The organism is Kiritimatiella glycovorans (assembly GCF_001017655.1).
GTDB lineage: Bacteria > Verrucomicrobiota > Kiritimatiellia > Kiritimatiellales > Kiritimatiellaceae > Kiritimatiella > Kiritimatiella glycovorans.
Genome location: NZ_CP010904.1, coordinates 1570818 through 1591835 on the forward strand (window position 1 = coordinate 1570818; position 21018 = coordinate 1591835).

At 62.6% G+C, this 21018-nt stretch carries 16 protein-coding genes and 1 pseudogene; 9 read left to right on the forward strand and 8 right to left on the reverse strand.

What is annotated here, in order from left to right; translation table 11 throughout:
- Window positions 1-47: 47 nt before the first annotated feature.
- The 4 genes from L21SP4_RS06540 to L21SP4_RS06555 are packed head-to-tail and all read right to left on the reverse strand — an operon-like array spanning window position 48 to window position 5132.
- On the reverse strand, window positions 48-1799 hold the full coding sequence (locus L21SP4_RS06540) for a right-handed parallel beta-helix repeat-containing protein (RefSeq protein ID WP_144413781.1): 1752 nt from the start codon (window positions 1797-1799) through the stop codon (window positions 48-50).
- Complete coding sequence (locus L21SP4_RS06545; RefSeq protein WP_160300728.1) at window positions 1796-3661, reverse strand: sulfatase; 1866 nt, start codon at window positions 3659-3661, stop codon at window positions 1796-1798. The genes L21SP4_RS06540 and L21SP4_RS06545 overlap by 4 nt, the downstream gene beginning before the upstream one ends.
- A gap of 23 nt (window positions 3662-3684) precedes the next feature.
- Window positions 3685-4932 (reverse strand): sulfatase family protein, encoded by a 1248-nt coding sequence (locus tag L21SP4_RS06550; RefSeq protein WP_052881906.1) that lies wholly within the window; start codon window positions 4930-4932, stop codon window positions 3685-3687.
- A 2-nt stretch (window positions 4933-4934) separates the two neighbouring features.
- Window positions 4935-5132 (reverse strand): hypothetical protein, encoded by a 198-nt coding sequence (locus tag L21SP4_RS06555; protein WP_052881907.1) that lies wholly within the window; start codon window positions 5130-5132, stop codon window positions 4935-4937.
- Between the two features lie 140 nt (window positions 5133-5272).
- Here L21SP4_RS06555 and L21SP4_RS06560 point away from each other — a divergent pair, with 140 nt between their 5' ends.
- On the forward strand, window positions 5273-6184 hold the full coding sequence (locus tag L21SP4_RS06560; protein ID WP_201774601.1) for a Druantia anti-phage system protein DruA: 912 nt from the start codon (window positions 5273-5275) through the stop codon (window positions 6182-6184).
- Between the two features lie 65 nt (window positions 6185-6249).
- Window positions 6250-7692, forward strand: a complete 1443-nt coding sequence (gene tnpC, locus L21SP4_RS06565; RefSeq protein ID WP_417999895.1) for an IS66 family transposase — start codon at window positions 6250-6252, stop codon at window positions 7690-7692.
- A gap of 231 nt (window positions 7693-7923) precedes the next feature.
- Here the strand turns inward: tnpC (L21SP4_RS06565) and L21SP4_RS06570 are convergent, their stop codons facing one another.
- Window positions 7924-8604, reverse strand: coding sequence for a hypothetical protein (locus tag L21SP4_RS06570; protein WP_052881909.1), 681 nt, complete (start codon window positions 8602-8604; stop codon window positions 7924-7926).
- 230 nt (window positions 8605-8834) lie between these two features.
- On the opposite strand from L21SP4_RS06570, the gene L21SP4_RS06575 reads away from it, so the two are divergent.
- Window positions 8835-11243 (forward strand): hypothetical protein, encoded by a 2409-nt coding sequence (locus L21SP4_RS06575; protein ID WP_052881910.1) that lies wholly within the window; start codon window positions 8835-8837, stop codon window positions 11241-11243.
- Between the two features lie 286 nt (window positions 11244-11529).
- Here L21SP4_RS06575 and L21SP4_RS06580 read toward each other — a convergent pair whose 3' ends face one another.
- A complete protein-coding gene (locus L21SP4_RS06580; protein WP_052880849.1) occupies window positions 11530-12588 on the reverse strand; it encodes an IS30 family transposase in 1059 nt (352 codons plus the stop codon).
- A 176-nt stretch (window positions 12589-12764) separates the two neighbouring features.
- On the opposite strand from L21SP4_RS06580, the gene L21SP4_RS06585 reads away from it, so the two are divergent.
- The 6 genes and pseudogenes from L21SP4_RS06585 (at window position 12765) to tnpC (L21SP4_RS06615) (ending at window position 19477) form a co-directional block, all read left to right on the forward strand.
- Complete coding sequence (locus L21SP4_RS06585) at window positions 12765-13163, forward strand: hypothetical protein (protein WP_144413782.1); 399 nt, start codon at window positions 12765-12767, stop codon at window positions 13161-13163.
- Between the two features lie 18 nt (window positions 13164-13181).
- Window positions 13182-13832: pseudogene (locus L21SP4_RS06590) on the forward strand (HD-GYP domain-containing protein); the annotation flags it as partial.
- A gap of 7 nt (window positions 13833-13839) precedes the next feature.
- Entirely contained in the window at window positions 13840-14949 is a 1110-nt protein-coding gene (locus L21SP4_RS06595) for an SLBB domain-containing protein (protein ID WP_052881913.1), read from the forward strand.
- Between the two features lie 58 nt (window positions 14950-15007).
- Window positions 15008-16648 carry a GumC family protein gene (locus tag L21SP4_RS06600; RefSeq protein WP_052881914.1) on the forward strand — a complete coding sequence of 547 codons (1641 nt, stop codon included), beginning with the start codon at window positions 15008-15010 and terminating at the stop codon, window positions 16646-16648.
- A 409-nt stretch (window positions 16649-17057) separates the two neighbouring features.
- On the forward strand, window positions 17058-17969 hold the full coding sequence (locus L21SP4_RS06610) for a Druantia anti-phage system protein DruA (protein WP_201774601.1): 912 nt from the start codon (window positions 17058-17060) through the stop codon (window positions 17967-17969).
- 65 nt (window positions 17970-18034) lie between these two features.
- The gene (tnpC, locus tag L21SP4_RS06615; protein WP_417999896.1) at window positions 18035-19477 is read left to right on the forward strand and encodes an IS66 family transposase; all 1443 of its coding nucleotides are present in this window, start codon (window positions 18035-18037) and stop codon (window positions 19475-19477) included.
- A gap of 197 nt (window positions 19478-19674) precedes the next feature.
- Here tnpC (L21SP4_RS06615) and L21SP4_RS06620 read toward each other — a convergent pair whose 3' ends face one another.
- Together L21SP4_RS06620 and L21SP4_RS06625 are read right to left on the reverse strand one after the other, a co-directional pair.
- Window positions 19675-20412, reverse strand: a complete 738-nt coding sequence (locus L21SP4_RS06620) for a hypothetical protein (protein ID WP_144413783.1) — start codon at window positions 20410-20412, stop codon at window positions 19675-19677.
- An 87-nt stretch (window positions 20413-20499) separates the two neighbouring features.
- A complete protein-coding gene (locus L21SP4_RS06625) occupies window positions 20500-20997 on the reverse strand; it encodes a hypothetical protein (RefSeq protein WP_052881918.1) in 498 nt (165 codons plus the stop codon).
- Window positions 20998-21018 lie beyond the last annotated feature (21 nt).

Genomic DNA, 21018 nt, shown 5'->3' on the forward strand with positions numbered 1-21018 from the left:
GTTCAGCGGCCTGCTCCGCATACGTAATTTGTTGCTCTAATAGATTATCAGCGTTCGCACTCCGGGCGGTTACCCTCCAGGTACAGTCTTTTCGTACAGCGGAATCGCGCGGGCGGATTGAACCGGCCGCGCATCTCATTGTTTATGAAGAACAGGTCGGTCTGCATCGGGATCCCCGATGAACGGGCACCGAGTGTCAGCCAGTCGACGGAAACCATCGGCTCCCGTTCCAGAAATGCGCAGTCGATGATCCGATTCCCGCGCACGACCAGATACCGGGCCCAGAATCCCTCGGGCCAGTCGGGGGTATTCTCGATACACAGCGCGTGATTCGACAATCGCTCGAAACGGTTATCTTCGATCAGCCCGTACGAGGCCTTGATAAAGCCCCCGTATCTCCGCCCGTCGTGCATGTAATTGTCCCGGTACACGAAATAGTTCCCGGTCGCATCGCGGTTGTAGGCGTGATCGTAGATCTTCCAGTCGTGCCGGTCAAACGGGGTTCCCTCCGGCGCGAGTTCGAGATCCGGGACCGCCGCGGAAAACGTCACGATCCCGTCCCGCACCGACTCCACGCGCCCGCCGTGGAGGACCCGTCCGGTCTGCGGGCGGAAGAAAGCGAGCCGGTCGCCCGCCCGGATCCGCTCCGGACGCGTCATCCGGAGCCTCCGGTCGTCGAGCCGGTCGAGCACATACAGCGGGGTACTGTAGACATTGAGGCAGTCATCGGAAAGCCCCTCGAACTCGCATCCCTCGATCCACGGGCCGACCCGCGCGGCCTGGCAGTGCACCCCGTCCGCTCCGCTCGTCAGGATGCGTCCGTCGCGCAGACGGCTGCGGCAGTCGAGCACATTGAGACGTGAGGTGGTCGTGCCGACGAACAGCGATCCCGGGCAGGCGTAGTAGGTAATGCGTTCGAAGGTGATCCGTTCGCTGTCGTCGAACCGGCACCCGCCCGAGGCGCGGCCGACCTGCGCGTAGCGATCTCCGGTTTCAATGGTCTCCCATCCCCGGGATCCGGACCGCTCTTTCAGGCGGATCCGGAAGACGCCGTCGCCGCGATCCTCACATGAATCCCGCATCATGAAGTTGGGCACGCCGTCCTTGAGTTTTCCGGGATGCGCCGGATCCTTGATCATGCCCCATGAGTTGAAGGACTCGAAAAAGGGATCGGCCGGAGCGGGAAATCCGGGGTCGACCCGCACGTCGATCCAGCCGGCACGACGATCGAGGTCCGTGACCGTTCCCTGGGTGAACGGGAGGGGATCGTAATCGATGGTGAAATCGCGGACGATGACCCGTTTCGAGTCCCGGACCCGGAAGAACCCGCACTCGGGCCGCCGGATCACCATCTCCGCGCCGCGTCCGTCGATCACCACATCTTCAACCGACCTCAGCATGAGGCCCGCCACCGCAGCGTTACTCAAGCCGGCACCCGGATCCACCATATAGCGGCCGGGCTCGAACACGAGTTCCACGCCGCCGCCTTTACGGTTTATGGCCTGCATCGCGCGGCGGATCGCCTCGCCGTCCTCGCGCCCGTCATCGGGCACCGCCCCGAAATCGCGCGCATCGATCCGTTCGAGTCCCTCGATATTCCGAAGCGGCGCTCCGCGGACCTTCAGGATGTGTTCGGCGAGCGCTTCGGCCTCGCGAGTGATCTCGACCGCGCTTCCCGCCGCCGTTCCCCGGGTCGGGCAGAGCGCGGCTGCAAGAAGGATGACACACCCGGGGATCGCCGCCCTCACCGCGACGGGCGCCCTCCATCCGCGTGTACGCTCATGCGGTTTACAACTCATTCGAAATCCCACCGCCTGAGCACACGGCCCTTTCCGTCGAGCAGCTCGATCTCTTCCATTACTACGGGGTCCTCACCGCGGGGCACATCGATACGCACCCCGATCAGTTCGTCCCCGACCTCAAAATCCATGATATAGTCATGCCGGCGCCCGTCGCCCTGAAGCCGGAATTCCGTACTCCGTTCCCTTCGAAACTGCCAGTCGCTGCGATCGGACCAGAAGAAGCGCCCCTGCCCTTCGCGCGAGCTGCGCGCCGTCCATCGCAGCGCCAGGCTTCCGGTCTCGCGCGGCAGCCCGCGCGTGGAGATCCCGCGTCCGGTGACGATCAGGGTGCCGGCGTCCGTCTCCGGCCATCCGCTGTGCCGGTCCGCTCCGTTCCATCCGGCGACGGGCAGCAGCGAGGGATCGTAATCGGGATTCGGGATCGGGGGACGATCACAGAGGGTCCTGTAATGGTCCTTCAGCATACGGGCCATTTGCCGTGTCCGCTCGGGATACTGTTCCGCCAGATTTTCCGTCTCGCCGAGGTCGGCCTCCAGGTTATAAAGCTGGTATCGGTCCGGATGCAGATCGGAGACGTAGAAATTCTCGATCAGTTTCCAGTCGCCCATCCGAACCCAGCACCCGGCCGGCGAGCGCTCGCCGAAATTATGCGGGAAGAAGCAGTAGATCGCCTCGCGATCCGGCGGCGTGCCCGCCTTCAGGGTCGGGACCAGGCTCACGCCGTCGATCGTCTGGTCGGGATGCTTCGCGATACCGCACATCTCAAGCAGGGTGGGATAGTAATCGACCCCCGTGATGACCGCCTCGCTCACGCGTTCCCGGTCGGCGACCCCCGGCCAGCGGATCATCGCCGGCACGCGCGATCCTCCCTCGAAAATCGTCCCCTTTCCCTTCTTCAGCGGCGCATTGCTCGTGGCGGGGACCCCGCCGTCGGCCTTAACCCCTTTCCATTCGACCCCGCCGTTATCGGAGGTGAAGACGATGATGGTATTCTCGTCGAGGCCGGCCTCCTCCAGGTAGTCGAGGATATCCCCGAGGCTCTCATCGACGCTGTGGATCATAGCCGCGTAGGTCGGACTCTTCTGGACGCCGCGCGGGTCCGGGTGATTCCGGTAGTACTCGATCAGATCCTCTTTGGCCTGAAACGGGCCGTGAACCCCCCAGTGCCAGAGACAGAGGAAGAACGGGCGGTCGTCCCGGCTCCTCAGAAACCCGAGCGCCTCATCGGTGGCGCGGTCGGTCAGGTATTCGCCCTCCGGGCCGTCCGTGACATTCCCCGCCCGGAAGCGGTAGGGCGAGAAGTAGCTCGGCGGGCCCGGATCGGGCGCGCCGTGAAACGTCGACTCAAACCCCTGTTCTTCGGGCCAGTACTCCGGCGCGAGGCCCATGTGCCACTTACCGACGAACCCCGTCCTGTACCCCGCGTCGCGGAACGCCTCGGCCAGGGTGTACTGATCGAGTTCGAGAACGCGGCGGCTGTACGGGAGCAGGTATTCCGAGCCCACCGGCACATGTTCGCGCTGGTAGTCGGGATCGTCTTCGCGCTGCGGGGTATGGCCCCAGGCCGTCGTCATGCCGTGCCGGGCCGGGTACTGCCCGCTCATGATCGATGCCCGGCTGGGCGAACAGAGCGGACTGGCCGAGTAGGCGTTGACGAACCGGACGCTCGATTCCGCCAGCCGCTCCATGGCCGGGGTCGGATAGAACGTCGATCCGTAGACCGAGCTGTCCGTCCAGCCCATATCATCCACAAGAAAAAAGAGGACGTTGGGTGCATCCTCCTGCGCCCGCACCCCCCGGATCCCCCACGAGAGCGGGATGAGGAACACGGCGATCAGCATCCTGAAATAATTGCGCATGTAATCCTGTCTCCGGCTGCTTTTCATTCCCAGCGTTCGAAGTCCTCCTGCGCCATGCGGCAGACCTCGCGCGATTCGTCATACTCCTCGCGCAGGGCGCGAAGCTCGCGGAGGACGGAGGCGTGAGCGGGGTCGTCGGCCAGGTCGCGCATCTCCCACGGGTCGTCCTTCAGGTTGAACAGGCGGTCCGTTTCGCCCCGACGCTCATGGATCAGCTTGAAATCGCCCCGGTAGATGACGCGGTGTTTCATGCGCGGCGTGGACGCCACCAGCCACTCGCGCCAGTCGCCCGCACCGCCTTCCACCAGCGGCCGGAAGCTCATGTCGTGGTTGCGCGGCATGCGTTCGACCCCCGCGTAATCGCAGATCGTCGGCGCCATATCCAGTCCGCTCACCAGGTGTGTCCGGTCGCGGCGCGGCGCGGCGGACGGATCGACCACCGCCAGCGGGATGCGGAGACTGTGCTCATAGGGGGTGCCCTTGGTGAGGTGTCCGTGTTCGCCGCTGGCCTGGCCGTGGTCCGAGGAGAAGATGAAAATGGTGCGGTCGCGCTCCGGCGAGCGCTGAAAGGCGCGGTAGATCCGTCCGAGGTCCCCGTCGATCATCTCCACGAACCGGAAGTACGCATGGGCGTAGAACCGCCATTCCAGCTCCGTCCAGTCCGTGGCCGCGCGTTCGGGATCGAAGTTCGGCGGCAGCGGGGGGAGGCGATCCCTTATCCGGTCCGCGATCCCGAACTTGCCCGGGCTGTACCTGAACGACCAGTAGCAGATGTCGTGGGGATTGAGCAGGCCGACGCTGAGAAAGAACGGGCGTTCGCCGCGGTGGTTCAGGAGAAAATCCTCCGCCGCCCGCGCGAGCGCCGTGTCGCCGTACTCGCCGACCGGATTCGAGCCGTGCAGCTGTTCAAACCCGCACTCCTGCGGCTTGATAGCAATGTGCCATTTACCCATGTAATACGAGTCGTATCCGCCCCGATCGCGCAGCCACGTCCCGAGATCCGTGGGATGGACCTCCTCGCGGTCGATCCAGCGCGGGTTCTCGGTGATCCCGCTCTGATCCGGTTCGAGCCCCGTATACCAGCTTGTGCGAGAGGGGACGCACACCGGGACGGTGGCGTAATACCGGTCGAAGGAGACCGCGTCGTTCATGATGCGGTCCATGCCGGGGGTCCGGACCCGCTCGCAGCCGCAGGCCCCGATCGCGGACTGCTTGAGCTGGTCGACGTGGACGAAAACGATATTCGGTCTCCGGCTCATCTTACCCGCCATGGTCAGGCCTCCTCGATCCTGTTCAGGGCCCATCCGAGCTGCCCGTGGGTGACAAAGAGCGTGCGGCGGTCCGCGTCCACCGCATAGTGCAGAGGTTCGATCCCGCGGCCGAGCTGCTCGTACACGCGCAGCTCGACCGGCCCGCCGGAGGTCTCGACCGCGACACCGCGCGCAAACCGCAGCACCTGATCGCGGCGCATGTTTGAAAGATCGTAACTACTCAGGTAGCCCCACCATGGCGCTACCACTGGAACAATCGTAGACTACCCCCCCCGAGCGCAACAGAAAAAACCCGATTTTCTTCTGGACTCGGATCGCGTGGTCTTCTACGCTGCTGACCATGGCACAGGCTATGGTCATTCAGGGGCGGAGAATCACGGACGGCGAGATCGCCTTGATCCGGGATTTGATGGCAGAGCATCGGGACTGGGGGCGTACCCGCCTGAGCGAAGAACTGTGCCGCTGCTGGAACTGGCGCAACGCGCAGGGCCGTATCAAGGACATGGCGGCGCGCTCCCTGCTGTTGAAGCTGGAGCGACGCGGATGCATCGAGTTGCCGGCGCGTCAACGCCCGTCTTCCAATCATTTCCGCAACCGGTGCGTGCCTGCCGTAGAACCTGCCGCCGAACCGATTCGCTCTGACCTGAGCGCATTGCGGCCCCTGTCGGCAGACCTTGTCGCCCCACGTTCGGATAACTCGCAGTTGTTCAAAGGGCTGCTGGGCCGATACCACTACTTGGGCCATCGCAACACGGTGGGCGAGAACCTGCGCTATCTGATCCGCGACCGGCACGGTCGGCTCGTGGCCTGTGCGCTGTTCGGTTCGGCGGCATGGAAATGCGCGGATCGGGATCGTTTCCTCGGCTGGGATCGGGCCTGCCGTGAACGCAATCTCCAGGCATTGACCAACAATACGCGTTTCCTGATCCTGCCCTGGGTCGAAGTCCCGCATCTGGCCAGCCACGTCCTCGGCCTCATTGCCCGGCGCATCCGGGATGACTGGCAGGGCAAGTACGCTCATCCCGTGCATGCCTTGGAAACGTTCGTGGACCGTTCCCGATTCAAAGGCACCTGCTACCGGGCCGCGAACTGGATGCGCCTGGGCGCAACGCAGGGGCGGACCCGCAACGATCGAGACCGCCGCATCCAGGCGCCGGTCAAGGACGTGTATCTGTATCCGCTCATCCCGGACTTCCGGCGGGAGTTGTGCGCACCCGCCTGCTCCCGAACCGAAGGGAGGGCGGGCAGGTGATGACACGCCAAGAGGCCGAAGCGATCTACGACGCCGGCAAGGACACCGTCGTGCGGGTGCTGTTGATGATGGACGCACGAATCCATTCACTGGAGCGTCAAGTTCAAGACCTGACAAGCCGTCTTGACCAAAGCGATCAACGCGTCCGCCACCTGGAAGAGCAGCTTGCCAAGAACTCGCGCAACAGCAGCAAACCGCCCTCCAGCGACGGCTTCAAGAAACCTGCGCCCAAAAGCCTGCGCAAGAAGGGCAAGCGCAAGTCCGGCGGCCAGCCCGGCCATACCGGCCATACGCTCGCGATGGCCGACAAGCCCGAGCACACCGAAGTGCACCGTGTGAAGGAATGCGAACACTGCGGCCGCTCTCTAGCCGATCAATCCGTCGAGGGCATCGAAAAGCGCCAAGTCCATGACCTGCCACCCCTGCGGCTGATCGTCACCGAGCACCAGGCCGAAACCAAAACCTGCGCGTGCGGCCATCTGAACAAAGCCGCGTTCCCCGAGGGGGTCAACGCTCCGGTGCAATACGGCGAGGGGATCAAGGCCGCGGCCGTATACCTGAAGAACTATCAGTTCCTGCCCTATGACCGAACCTGCGAACTGCTGAATGACTTCTTCGGCTGCCCGATGAGCGAAGGCACGCTCTGCAATATCATCACCCAATCCCACACGTTGGCCGCCGACCCCGTCGAGAAGATCAAGGAGTTGATCGAGCAGGCCGCCGTGGCACACTTCGACGAGACCGGCTCACGGGTAGACGGCAAGCTGTGGTGGCTGCATTCGGCCTCGACCGCACAGGCAACCTATTATGACATCCATCGCAAACGCGGCCGCGAAGCGATCGATGACATCGGCATCTTGCCCGACTTCCTCGGACGCGCCGTTCACGACTTCTGGAAACCGTACTTCGGCTACGACTGCCTCCATGGCCTCTGCAACGCCCATCACCTGCGGGAACTGATCTTTGCGCATGAGCAGCACCAGCAGGACTGGGCCGACCACATGATCGACTGCCTGCTCGACATCAAAGAGGCCGTCGATCATGCGAAGCAGAGCACCGACCTGTCTGCGTGCAACGCACAGGCAGGCCATCTTGCGGCAGAGCAGATCCAAGCCTTTGAAGCCCGCTACCAGCAAGTCCTCGACGAAGGCTACGCGCAGAATCCGCTGCCGCCGTTGCCGCGCAACGCGAAGAAACGACGGGGCCGCCGCAAGAAGACCAAAGCCCGTAACCTGCTCGAACGGCTCGACGAGCACCGCGATGAAGCGCTTGCGTTCATGTACGACTTCAACGTGCCCTTCGACAACAATCAGGCTGAGCGCGATCTGCGCATGATGAAGGTGCAGCAGAAAATCTCGGGCATGTTCCGAACCGAGGATGGCGCCCAAGCCTTCTGCCGCATTCGAAGCTACATCTCAACCGCCCGCAAGAATGCCGTCGGCGCTATGGATGCGCTGACCTGCCTGTTCAGCGGAAACCCCTTCGTTCCGGCGCTCAATACCTCGTAGCCTCTGCCGCGGATGAACGGACCTCGCCGATCCTACTCGCACTCGCCCCCTCGCAAATCCAGGCGGAGCCATCCCGACTTGCCGCCATCGTCTCGATCCCGTATAGCCCATCTGGAATCGGCTAACGATAACGGGCGACGAGAACGGCTCACGAGTTGGAAGCGCCTATCGTCCACCGCTCTCGTCGCCCGTTATCGTCAACCGTCCTCTGGGAGAGGGGTACCTGAGTAGTCACGAAAGATCCATCATCATGTCCATCGGCACCTCGCGCCCCGGATCGGCCGGGAAGCGCCGAACGGCATCGAAGAGCGTCCAGGGACACGTCAACGGGTGCCGGTGCTCGAACCGGTCCGTATGGCCATCCGATTCAACCTTCAACACCCCGGGCGACGCCGTCCCGCGCTCGCGCCGGGTGTAGCCCGCCTTCGGCTTCGTGTGGCTGCACGTCCAGTCCAGCTCGTACGAGCGAACGGAGGCCGGCCGGTCCTCCCGGCACGCGATGCGGGCCCGGACCTCCTCCGGCACGCCGGCGGGCTCAAAGATCATCCGGACGTCGCAGTCGGTCGAGCCGTGCGCGCGGGTGACGGCCACCTGGCCGAAGATCACGTTTGACATCGGCGAGCGGGCGCGCTGTTTCCTGTACCCCGGCGTGGCTGAAAAACGGAGCATATCATAGACCGCCGTCCATCCCCCCGCATCATCCATGCGGCCCTCCGGCGGTGAAAAGGCCTCAATGTACCCCGCGAGCATCCGCAGCTCCTCCGGCGGAGTCTTCGCCCCCGGACTCAGCGGGAACGAGTCCGGCCTGACCCCCAGCTCCGCGGCGCGCACCTGACGGGCCCGAAGCATGCCGAGACTCAGGACGGCCCCCGCCCCCCCGATGTGACGCTGCATGAAATCGCGACGATCCATTTCTCGGCTCCTCTCCCGCACTTGCGGAGATCATGATAATAACGATGAATCTTAACGGGCATGCAGGACCGCAATCAAGAAAATAATTTTACACGCAATTTAGGGGTTTACGGATCAAAAGACTTATCAGATACTTTTGCACCAAATACAATGCGGTATCACAAAGGAAATATGTATATGCAACTTTCTGTACCTGACCAAGAGGCCCGGATGCGGGCGGGAGGTGACTCGTGGGTCTGAAAACCTGGTTGCTCGCGCTGTTGACGACGGCGGCCGCTGCGTCGCAGGCCGGACCGGATGGCTATCCCCGGCCGATGCTTTTCAGGGAAAATTTCCCGAAGCTGCTTTCACACTACGACCACATTCAGCTGATGGTCTCCGACCTGCACGTCGACAAGCGGAAATTCTCGTCGGTCCGGTTCAAGCGCGAACACCCCGACGCGGTGGTGCTGGTGCAGATCAATAACGAACCGACGGGGATCTGGGGCACATGGGAGATGCTGCCGCGTCAGCGGATCGAGGACTACGGGTGGCTCGACCCGGAGGTCCGTGACACCTCCCCGCTGATGGAGATCTTCGAGTACGACATCCATCCCCTCATGGATTTTCCGGGCCACTGGGTCTATGAGACCGGGGCGGAGACGCGGGATTCGATCCCCGCTGACGCCGAAACGATTACGGTGGGGGTCGGGGACATGACTCCCTTCCTCCCGCTGACCCACCGCCTGAGTAAAAAGGTGGCGAAGGCGCACCCGGAGATCACGAACGCCCTGCTCAAGGACGTGGTCATCTACACCCGGGGGACGGACGAAAAACCCGACTGGCTCAATGCGGATATGGGAAGCCTCGTGGCGATCGACCCCGCGGCGCGCACCGTCACGATCCGTCGCTGGGACGCCCGCGAAAACCGTCATGCCTTTGACGCCGGGGCGGTGGTCGCACCGGGCGCGGTGCCGGTCATCGTCGAAAACGCGGGGGTCGTCCGGAGCTTCCCCCCGCATCTGCGCGAATCGATGAAGCAGGCGGTGGTGGTGAAACCGTTCATGCCCAACCTCACCCCATTCTGCCCGGTCGATCCGCGCACCGGCCTGAACGCCGCCGAAACCATGGCCCGGCATTACGCCGCAATGCGCCGCAGGCACTATCCGAACATCGACGGATACGTCTTCGACGTCTCGTGCGGGACGCATACGCCCTCGCACCGCGTGTCGAACCGCGTGGACTGCGACAACGACGGGGAGATCGACAACTTCCAGTTCGACGGCGTGCTCGCCTGGCCGGTGGGCATAAGTGAGTTCGCCACGCTCCTTCGCAAGGGCAAGCCGGGACATTTCAAGGGACTCGGGCGCGACTTCCGCATGGTCTCGGATTCGAATTTCAACGAGGACCAGCGGCTTTTCGAGGTACTGAACGGAGGCGAGTACGAACACAGCTTCACGCTTTTCTTCCCCCCCTACGAGTACATGTACTCCAGCAATCTCGACCGCTGGCTGCTCTGGGAGGATCGGGGACGCGACCCGAACCTCTCTTTCGTACACAATAAATACGCCGATGAGGTCCACCACGGAGGCGAGGCCGCCGACCTCGAACGCCCAGCCACGCTGGCGCACTTCCGGCTCGACATGGCCACCGCCTGCATGGGATCGGGATACGTCGGCAAGATGGTGCTTCGCCCGGCGCACGGCGGGAACACGGAGGAGGTGAAGTATCCGGGGCTCGAGGAGGAGCGGGCGCGGTACGGGGGCATGCTGCCGAAGATCTACGATGAATACCACGCCGGCCGCGGCGAGTTCGGCTGGCTGGGGCTTCCCGAGGGCGATCCCGTCCGCGTAACCACTCACCTGAGCAAGCCGGTCTACGCGTTCACGCGGCAGTCGCCGATGCCCGCCGTCCGCATGGAAAGGCCGCCGTGGCGTCTTTCTGAACCGGAGCGCACCCGGACCGGGGACGGATTCAGCTTCCGGGTCCGCGAACGCGGACTCTGGCGTCAGCTGAAGGACAGTTTCCGGGCCACCGTGGCCCTTCCGCTCCCCGGGGTTGAACTGGAACGTAACCGGGAGTACACCCTCTCCTTCAAACTCCGCGGATCGCCGGTCTACGACCGCTTCGGACGCGCCCACCGGAATATTCCTAAAAACATGCGTCTGCGTTTTATCACGGACCGGGACGGCGGGAAGCAGAGCGACCGTGCGGCGGAGGAACTCAACACCAACGTCGGCCAGCTCCTGGGCGGCGGACAGAGCGGCGGCGGTTACATGCAGGAGGTTCTGGTCTTTCCGCGCGAACGGAAGGTGGTCCTGACACTGATCGCCGGGGGGAGCGGTCCCGCTCAAATCGAATTCGGCGTGACGGAGGAACCGGGAAACTACGAGATTTCCGATCTGCGACTGCGCGAGGGTTGTGCCGATGTCCTGGTTCGCGAATTCGAGCACGGGCTGGTCCTGCTCAACGGCTCCGTCTTTTCGGAGGCCGTCGTCGACCTGCGCAAACTGTTCCCGGACGCGGCGTTCCGCCGCATCCGGGGCACCCAGGATCCCGTACACAACAGCGGGAAACCTGCCCGCGTCGTCACGATCAGCGCCTCCGACGGATTATTCCTGGAGCGCGAAGATCGGGCGGTGTCCGTGCGGAAGAAATAGACGGGCCCTCCCCGTTTTTCAACACTCGGAACAGGGGGCAGTCCTCCCGATTCGTTTATCTGTCCTTTGCGCGGGAGAAAGAAAGAGCGGAGGACAACCATGAAGGCGGGAAGGGCATGAAGCGTAATAATCCTCATGCCCTTCATGTCCTTCATGGTGAATCCCATTCTCTCCCCACCCAATCAACCTTCATGCTCTTCATGCCCTTCATGGTGAATCCCATTCTTTCTCCCTCCCACGCGGGTAGGTTGTAAACCAAATGCCGCATGTAGTGGTCTTGTTTCATTTATGAGATCGTTTTGAGTTCGTTCGTGAAGAGTTCGTGAGGGGTCATGAAGTCGAGGATCCGGCGCGGGTAGTTATTGATCCATAGCTCGATGTCGCGGATTTTCTGCTTGGTAAAGCGCGCGATATCCCGGCCCTTGGCCACGAACCGTCTGATCATCCTGTTGCCGTTCTCGTTCGATCCGCGTTCCCAGGATGAGTATGGGTGGGCGTAGAAGATCTGGGTTCGCTGTTGCTTCGAGAAGGAAGAGGCTTCTAAGGCTTCGAAGTCCAGGAACTCGCTGCCGTTGTCGACCGTGATGGTCTTGAAGATCTGACGGAAGCAGCGGGAGCCATGTTCACGCTCGAGCCCTCTGAGAACTTTGAGCACGCTGGCTTGGCTCTTATCAGGCAGCTTGCGAATGATCGTGATCCGATGTCTGCGTTCCACCAGGGTCAATAGGGCGGCATTGGACCCGCGCGTGGGGCCGGTCACCAGGTCCATCTCCCAGTGTCCGAACTCCTCGCGCGTCTCGGCTCCTTCGGGACGCTGGTCGATGCTTTTGCCTTTGGAAATCCGCTTCGCCAACCGCCGAGCGCCGCGTTTGCGCCGCTTGGCTCGCTTACGCTTCTCCCACAGTGACTCGTTGCTGAGCCCGAAAATGACGCCTTTATCGATGTAGTTATAGATCGTCTTGGTGCACACCACCTCCTCCAGACCGGCCTGACGCATCCGAAAGGCGACTACATCGGGCGATTCCTTATGTTCCACAATGCGGCAACGGATGAATTCGGCCAGCGCATAGTTGCGGCCCAGCCTCAGACCGGGCCCCCTTGCGGTGGCGTGGTAATCATGGAGGTCCTGGCCGCGATCGCTGCTGTAGGTCCGGTATTCCCGCCACTCCGAGTCCCGGTGGGTCACCGTCCCGCGCTTGAGCTCACGCTGGATCGTACGCGGGTGACGCTCCAAGGCGGCCGCGATGTCCCGTGGGGGGATCCCCCCACGGGACATCCGCTCAATCACCATGCGCTCCACCCTCGTCAAGTGCTTGCCCTTCCTGCTATTCTGATTCTGTTCCATGCCGTCTCCTTCCTCTGTTGTCCTGTTGTAAGACCACAAAGGATAGCGAACCACGGCATGGAACGCTCTCTCCTATACCTGCGGCATTTCACATTACACTTCTCACTCCCTCCCACGCGGAATATAGTTTTTGCCAAGCGGTTACGCGCCTGCTATAAACGCGGCCAGGAGGCTGTATGTGTCCGCTAAGATTCAGCGAATTACGTCGCCGTGCGGCGGGACAGGAGTCCGGCCCCGCGGAAAAAAAAGAACAGCCTGAGCCGGAAGCCGCGCAGGAACCTCCGCGCGGTGAAGACGTGCAGGAGCACGCCTCCTCCTCTTCCGGAAAGATCGGCATCGAGAGTGCGATCGAAGAGATGGGCATCACGGCCGAAGCGATCGATGGGAGCGCGCTGTTCAAGGCCCGCCGCGATGCCGCCGAGCTGCTCGGTCAGCTCCGCTCCGACGAGGGACTCAACCTGGGATGGCGTGATATCGCCGGGGTCATTGAGCGCCTCGACGCCGCGATGGAGACCGAACTCGGCGCCTTCTGGGCCGAGGTACTCCGCATGCCCGAACACGGGGACGCCTCCTGAGAACGGCATGTTCTCAACAGCATCATCGTCGTCCTGCATCTGGCACGCGCGCTCAAGCTCCCGCGGCGCGATCAGATCGGCCTCGGGGCCGCCGCCCTGATTCATGACATCGGGGCGGGACAGGGCGTATCGCTTCAGGACGTGGAGGGAAGCGACGAGCGTAATGCGCTGGAGAAGACGGCCCACATCGCCCGGAGGCTGGGCGCGCCGGACCGGATGCTGCGCGCGCTCACCGAATGCAAGGAGCGTGCGGACGGGTCGGGTACGCCGAATCACCTCCGCGGCAGTCAGATCAGCTCCGAAGGACAGCTCCTGGGCCTCGCATGCGAATTCGAGCGGGTCTACCGCGAACAGTGGGAGCACTTCGAATCGAGCGGCGAACCCTTTGCTCCGGTGATGGTGATGCTCAAGCGCAATCGCGACCGCTTTGCGCCGGACGTGCTGAAGGCCCTCCTGCTCGCGGGCGGATTCTACCAGGTGGGCGCGATCGTCGAACTCAACAGCGGCGCGCTCGCCCGCGTCGTCTCACAGAATCGCGGCGCGCCGCTGCGTCCCCTTGTCGAGATCGTTCTCGACCGGCACGGCAACCATCCCGAACGGCGCCAGATGCTCGACCTGCGCGAACATCCCGCGCTGTCGATTGTCCGTACCGTCACGAGGGGAGGATGATATCCCGATGAAGAAGATCCTCGCGATTACAGCAGCCCTGACCGGAGTCGTTGCGCTTCTGGCCGGATCGGGCTGCGTGGCCCGCCCGCCGGCGGAGGAATCCTCGCAGGAGGTGACCCAGGAGCGCGAGCTTCTCGAGGCGCAGAAGAAGCGGATTGTACGCCGACTCAACGAGATGCGACACCGCGAGCAGGAACAGATCCGCGAGCGCCTGGAGGCGGTCGCCTCCCGCGAACCGCGTACGGTCAGGCTGCAGGTCGACGACGAGATCGAGGTCGAGGTATGGCTGCGCGACATGCTGCAGCAGCAGGACGGATATCCTCTTGAGGACACCATCCCGACCGACGGCCGGGTCGTCATGCCGAGCATCGGCGAGATGAACTTTTTGGACAGGACGCCTGAAGAACTCCAGCAGGAGATCCAGAGCGAGCTCGACCGACTCCTGAACGACCCCGTCGTAAAGGTCCATGTAAAGAAGCACGTAGGCGCCAAGGTATCCATCCTCGGCGAAGTCCAGATGAACCCCAACCGCGACACGGGACCGGGCACCTACGAGATCGAGGGGGAAACGCTGCTCTCCTCGTTTATCAGCGAGGTCGGGGGCTACACGGACGATGCGGATATCCGCAACATCCGCGTGACCTACGCGGACGGGGAGACGGAGGTGATGGATCTCCAGCGCGTGCTGGACGGTCACATCGAGGAAAACATCTTTCTCACCGGCGGCGAGACGGTCTACATCCCCGAGATGTCGCGTCGCAGCCATGTGATCATTCTGGGCCATATCGCGCGACCGGGCGTCTACCCGCTTGACGAGGGCATGATGCTCAGCGAGCTGATCGCCGATGCCGGGGGCAGGGATGCGCAGGGCACCGTCAGCCGCGTGATCACGGTCCGCGGCGACCAGTACCATCCCGAGGTCATCAAGTCGAACCTCCACCGCTTCTACACCCGCGGCGAGCCCGAAGAGAACCTGCTGCTCGAACCCGGCGACACGATCTACGTGCCGAAATCCTTTCTCACGCTCTACGAGCAGGCGCTGCGCGTGATCCTGCTTCCGGTTTCGACCGTGCGTGACATCTATTTTCTCGAGGATCAGATCCAGGACGACGACTGAATCGCAGGCATGGGCCTGACAAACCGAGGGGGGAGCCCGGGGTAACCGGGACAGACCTATGGCATTTGAAGAACTGAGTCTGAAAGACTATCTGCAGATCCTCTACCGCCGGCGCAGGGTGATCCTGGTGGTGTTTCTCGCGAGCATCGTCTTTACCGTCCTGATCGCCTTCAACCAGGAAAACATCTTCCAGGCGGAGTCGCGCATCAAGATCCAGCGCCAGCGCACGCTGGCCGATTTCATGTCGCGACTGCAGCAGGCCCGGCCGGTGGACACGATCGAGAACTACCTCAAGGAGATCACCAGCTACCGGGTCCTGCAGCGCGTGGCCCGATCCATGTATCCGGAGGATCCCGATGTGGACCAGCGGGCGGCGGATCTCCAGGAGATGATCGAGGTTGAACGGCTGGGCAACACCGACCTGATCAGCATAAGAGTCCATTCGACCTCCGGTCAGAAGGCGATGGAGATCGCGAACGCCGTCTCGACCACCTTCATCCAGTACCATCAGGAGAACATCACCCGCAATGCGCGCCAGGTTAAAGAGCAGATCGAGGAGTGGCGCAATCAGATCATGACCCAGCTCTACACCGACGAGCGCGCGCTCAAGGAGTTCCGTGAAAAATACGGGGTCATTGATCTCGAGGCCGAGGGCGAAAATCTCGTGTCCCAGATCGCCGATCTGCAGTCCGAGCAAATCGCCATCGAAGGCGAACTGAGCCGGCTCGAGGGTCGTATCACGAAATGGAACAGGGCCGTAGACCGCTACCTGAAAGGGGACCCCCGCTCCGGCGGGGATTTCTCCGCCTTCCAGGGACTCGTATCCGACAGCCTCCACCTCACCGGCGTCAAGGACCGCATCTTTGAGCTGCAGATGGGGCGCACGGAGATCATGGGCACGGGCAACTACACGACGAACCACCCCCGCATGCAACTTTTCGAGGTCCTCCTGCAGAACGCGAAGAAGGAGGCCGGTGAAGAGCGGCGCCATATCGTCATGACCCGGATGGAGGATCTCGAGAACCAGCGCGCCGGGCTGGAGGCGAAGAAAGCGCGTATCGACGACCAGATCGAGACGTTTAAGGCCCAGCTCCAGGAGATCCCGGAGCTGGAGCGCGAGTCGCGCAAGTACGTCCGGCGCACGGACGTCTCCGAGACGCTCTACACCTTCCTCAGCCAGAAGCTCGAAGAGGCGAAGATCTCCGAGCTCGAACGCGCCGAAATCGCTTACGTGGTGAGCCCGGCCATGACCGCGGACGAGATCCATGCGGGGCGGTTCCGCACCTCGATCGCAGGGCTCCTGCTGGGACTCGTTCTGGGCGTAGCCATGGCATTCGTGGCGGAAAACCTGGACACGAGCATCGCGACGCTGGAACACGTCGAGCAGCTGTTCAAGATCCCGGTCATGGGCGTCGTGCCGCACATTGAGCGCGAACCGGAGCCGGGCGAGGACACCGGGGAGTCCGCGCAGCCGGCATCGCGGCTGGCCCGGACCGGCCGTGCGGCCATGGGCATGGCGCGCAACGCCGCGGATTACATCATGGCGACCCACTCGAACGTGCGGAGCCCGCACGGCATCGAGATGATCACCCAGCTCGATCCGAAATCACCGGGAGCGGAGGCATTCCGCACGATCCGCACGAACCTCGAATACTACAGCCGGCCGCCGGGCGCGCGCTCGATTCCCGGAATGCCCTGATAATTCCGGGCGGAGGGACCGTATTCCGGTCCGGGATTGAAGATCGGGGATCCGGTTAAACTTATCTCCACCTCCCCGGGGTTCGCTCCTCCGGCCGTGACCGACAAAAACGCGCCGGAAAAAAATACGGCCGCCGCGGTTGCGACAATCTTTCCCTTGTACCTCATCGTTCGACTCTCCTCTTCGGTGCTGATTTCTTTAACGGTCCCGTTTCACAGCTGTCTCAAAACGGATCGATCCGATAGAACGCCTTCGGCTCATCCGTCAGTTCAATCCGTGTTGTAACTACTCAGGTAGCCCCACCATGGCGCTACCACTGAAACAATCGTAGTCTACCCCCCCCGAGCGCAACAGAAAAAACCCGATTTTCTGCTGGACTCGGATCGCGTGGTCTTCTACGCTGCTGACCATGGCACAGGCTATGGTCATTCAGGGGCGGAGAATCACGGACGGCGAGATCGCCTTGATCCGGGATTTGATGGCAGAGCATCGGGACTGGGGGCGTACCCGCCTGAGCGAAGAACTGTGCCGCTGCTGGAACTGGCGCAACGCGCAGGGCCGTATCAAGGACATGGCGGCGCGCTCCCTGCTGTTGAAGCTGGAGCGACGCGGATGCATCGAGTTGCCGGCGCGTCAACGCCCGTCTTCCAATCATTTCCGCAACCGGTGCGTGCCTGCCGTAGAACCTGCCGCCGAACCGATTCGCTCTGACCTGAGCGCATTGCGGCCCCTGTCGGCAGACCTTGTCGCCCCACGTTCGGATAACTCGCAGTTGTTCAAAGGGCTGCTGGGCCGATACCACTACTTGGGCCATCGCAACACGGTGGGCGAGAACCTGCGCTATCTGATCCGCGACCGGCACGGTCGGCTCGTGGCCTGTGCGCTGTTCGGTTCGGCGGCATGGAAATGCGCGGATCGGGATCGTTTCCTCGGCTGGGATCGGGCCTGCCGTGAACGCAATCTTCAGGCATTGACCAACAATACGCGTTTCCTGATCCTGCCCTGGGTCGAAGTCCCGCATCTGGCCAGCCACGTCCTCGGCCTCATTGCCCGGCGCATCCGGGATGACTGGCAGGGCAAGTACGCTCATCCCGTGCATGCCTTGGAAACGTTCGTGGACCGTTCCCGATTCAAAGGCACCTGCTACCGGGCCGCGAACTGGATGCGCCTGGGCGCAACGCAGGGGCGGACCCGCAACGATCGAGACCGCCGCATCCAGGCGCCGGTCAAGGACGTGTATCTGTATCCGCTCATCCCGGACTTCCGGCGGGAGTTGTGCGCACCCGCCTGCTCCCGAACCGAAGGGAGGGCGGGCAGGTGATGACACGCCAAGAGGCCGAAGCGATCTACGACGCCGGCAAGGACACCGTCGTGCGGGTGCTGTTGATGATGGACGCACGAATCCATTCACTGGAGCGTCAAGTTCAAGACCTGACAAGCCGTCTTGACCAAAGCGATCAACGCGTCCGCCACCTGGAAGAGCAGCTTGCCAAGAACTCGCGCAACAGCAGCAAACCGCCCTCCAGCGACGGCTTCAAGAAACCTGCGCCCAAAAGCCTGCGCAAGAAGGGCAAGCGCAAGTCCGGCGGCCAGCCCGGCCATACCGGCCATACGCTCGCGATGGCCGACAAGCCCGAGCACACCGAAGTGCACCGTGTGAAGGAATGCGAACACTGCGGCCGCTCTCTAGCCGATCAATCCGTCGAGGGCATCGAAAAGCGTCAAGTCCATGACCTGCCACCCCTGCGGCTGATCGTCACCGAGCACCAGGCTGAAACCAAAACCTGCGCTTGCGGCCATCTGAACAAAGCCGCGTTCCCCGAAGGGGTCAACGCTCCCGTGCAATACGGCGAGGGGATCAAGGCTGCGGCCGTGTACCTGAAGAACTATCAGTTCCTGCCCTATGACCGAACCTGCGAACTGCTGAATGACTTCTTCGGCTGCCCGATGAGCGAAGGCACGCTCTGCAATATCATCACCCAATCCCACACGTTGGCCGCCGACCCCGTCGAGAAGATCAAGGAGTTGATCGAGCAGGCCGCCGTGGCACACTTCGACGAGACCGGCTCACGGGTAGACGGCAAGCTGTGGTGGCTGCATTCGGCCTCGACCGCACAGGCAACCTATTATGACATCCATCGCAAACGCGGCCGCGAAGCGATCGATGACATCGGCATCTTGCCCGACTTCCTCGGACGCGCCGTTCACGACTTCTGGAAACCGTACTTCGGCTACGACTGCCTCCATGGCCTCTGCAACGCCCATCACTTGCGCGAACTGATCTTTGCGCATGAGCAGCACCAGCAGGACTGGGCCGACCACATGATCGACTGCCTGCTCGACATCAAAGAGGCCGTCGATCATGCGAAGCAGAGCACCGACCTGTCTGCGTGCAACGCACAGGCAGGCCATCTTGCGGCAGAGCAGATCCAAGCCTTTGAAGCCCGCTACCAGCAAGTCCTCGACGAAGGCTACGCGCAGAATCCGCTGCCGCCGTTGCCGCGCAACGCGAAGAAACGACGGGGCCGCCGCAAGAAGACCAAAGCCCGTAACCTGCTCGAACGGCTCGACGAGCACCGCGATGAAGCGCTTGCGTTCATGTACGACTTCAACGTGCCCTTCGACAACAATCAGGCTGAGCGCGATCTGCGCATGATGAAGGTGCAGCAGAAAATCTCGGGCATGTTCCGAACCAAGGATGGCGCCCAAGCCTTCTGCCGCATTCGAAGCTACATCTCAACCGCCCGCAAGAATGCCGTCGGCGCTATGGATGCGCTGACCCGCCTGTTCAGCGGAAACCCCTTCGTTCCGGCGCTCAATACCTCGTAGCCTCTGCCGCGGATGAACGGACCTCGCCGATCCTACTCGCACTCGCCCCCTCGCAAATCCAGGCGGAGCCATCCCGACTTGCCGCCATCGTCTCGATCCCGTATAGCCCATCTGGAATCGGCTAACGAGAACGGGCGACGAGAACGGCTCACGAGTTGGAAGCGCCTATCGTCCACCGCTCTCGTCGCCCGTTATCGTCAACCGTCCTCTGGGAGAGGGGTACCTGAGTAGTCACCCTGGCGGTTTATCGTGTAATGGGAAATGGCCTGAAGGTTCGGGCGGTGGCTCAGGGTGTCGCGCTGGATCCAGTCATAATGAAAACCGGCGGCATTCGTGTTTCCTCCCCTGTACAGGGTCTGAAACGTATACCGGAGGACTTCGTCCTCCGGGACCGTATGCCGGTAGTACTGACGCCCTCCTCCGCTTTCGCCCACGCCGGCATTTTCGGGGTAATTGATATAATGCTGCATTTCCGCGAAGTCCGGGCTTCCGGCCTCGTCGCGCAGATAGGAGGCGGCAAAACCTCCCCATGCGCTCCGATGATCCACCACAAGGTCCGCCGCTCCCGGAAACGCATTGCTGACGGATATATCCGTACTCCGGATGACGCCTTTTTCCACTCCGGCATAATAGGGCACGGAGACCTCCCAGACGCCGCGCATCGGCGAAAACCCCGCCGGCCGTCCGGAAGCGTCGACTGTGAGTCCCGCATTGCGGTTATGCGTTTCGAACACCGCACCGACCTGCCGCTCGTCATCGCCGGGCGCCGCCATAAACCCGAATTCATGCGTCTCGTTGACGCCCCACGTCTCATCCGGCGCATAGGTGAGGCTGAGTACATTCGTGGCGGAGGCCCCGGTCGAGAAGTGACCCGTTTCCGGAGAGGTGGAGAGGAATCCCATGTGTGCCGACGGGATGATCACGCGATCGCTCACGGTGTCGTCCAGTGCACGAAAATCCTGTGAACAGGCCAGCGCGAGCCGCACGGAGGCGACGGGCGAGGTTCCGCTGAAGTTTCCGAATCACTCCCGCGCCTCGTAGACGAAATTGTCCGATGCGATCCCGTCGTCGTTATGCACGACGTATCCCGTTCCGTCCGAGGCATACGTCACGAACCGCACCTTGACATAGAGACGGTCCGCATGGCCGTAGAATCCGAGTTCCGCGAGCCCCGGCCAGGCGCTCCCGTCCTCGGCCCGAAGAACGATGTTCACCAGGTGGAACTCGTTGAATACCGGTCCGGTGGCGATCGGATACGCATCCGGGGGGTCCCTGTCGAAGTTGAACGAATACCGGATTCCCGCATCCACCAGCGAGAACTCCTTAAGGATCCACTCCGCGTCCCATCCGTCCGGCGAGAATTCGACCGAGGTGGACGGCACGGATCGGTCGTGCCGGATTTGCAGCGAGTAGGACGGGGTGTCCACCGCGGAATACCCGAGTGCCGTGGTAAAGCGCATATCCTCCGCAGCAGCCGCGAAGACCAGCGAAAGCAGGAGAAAACCCGCTATCCGACGCATTTTCCTGCCGGGCCTTTCAGC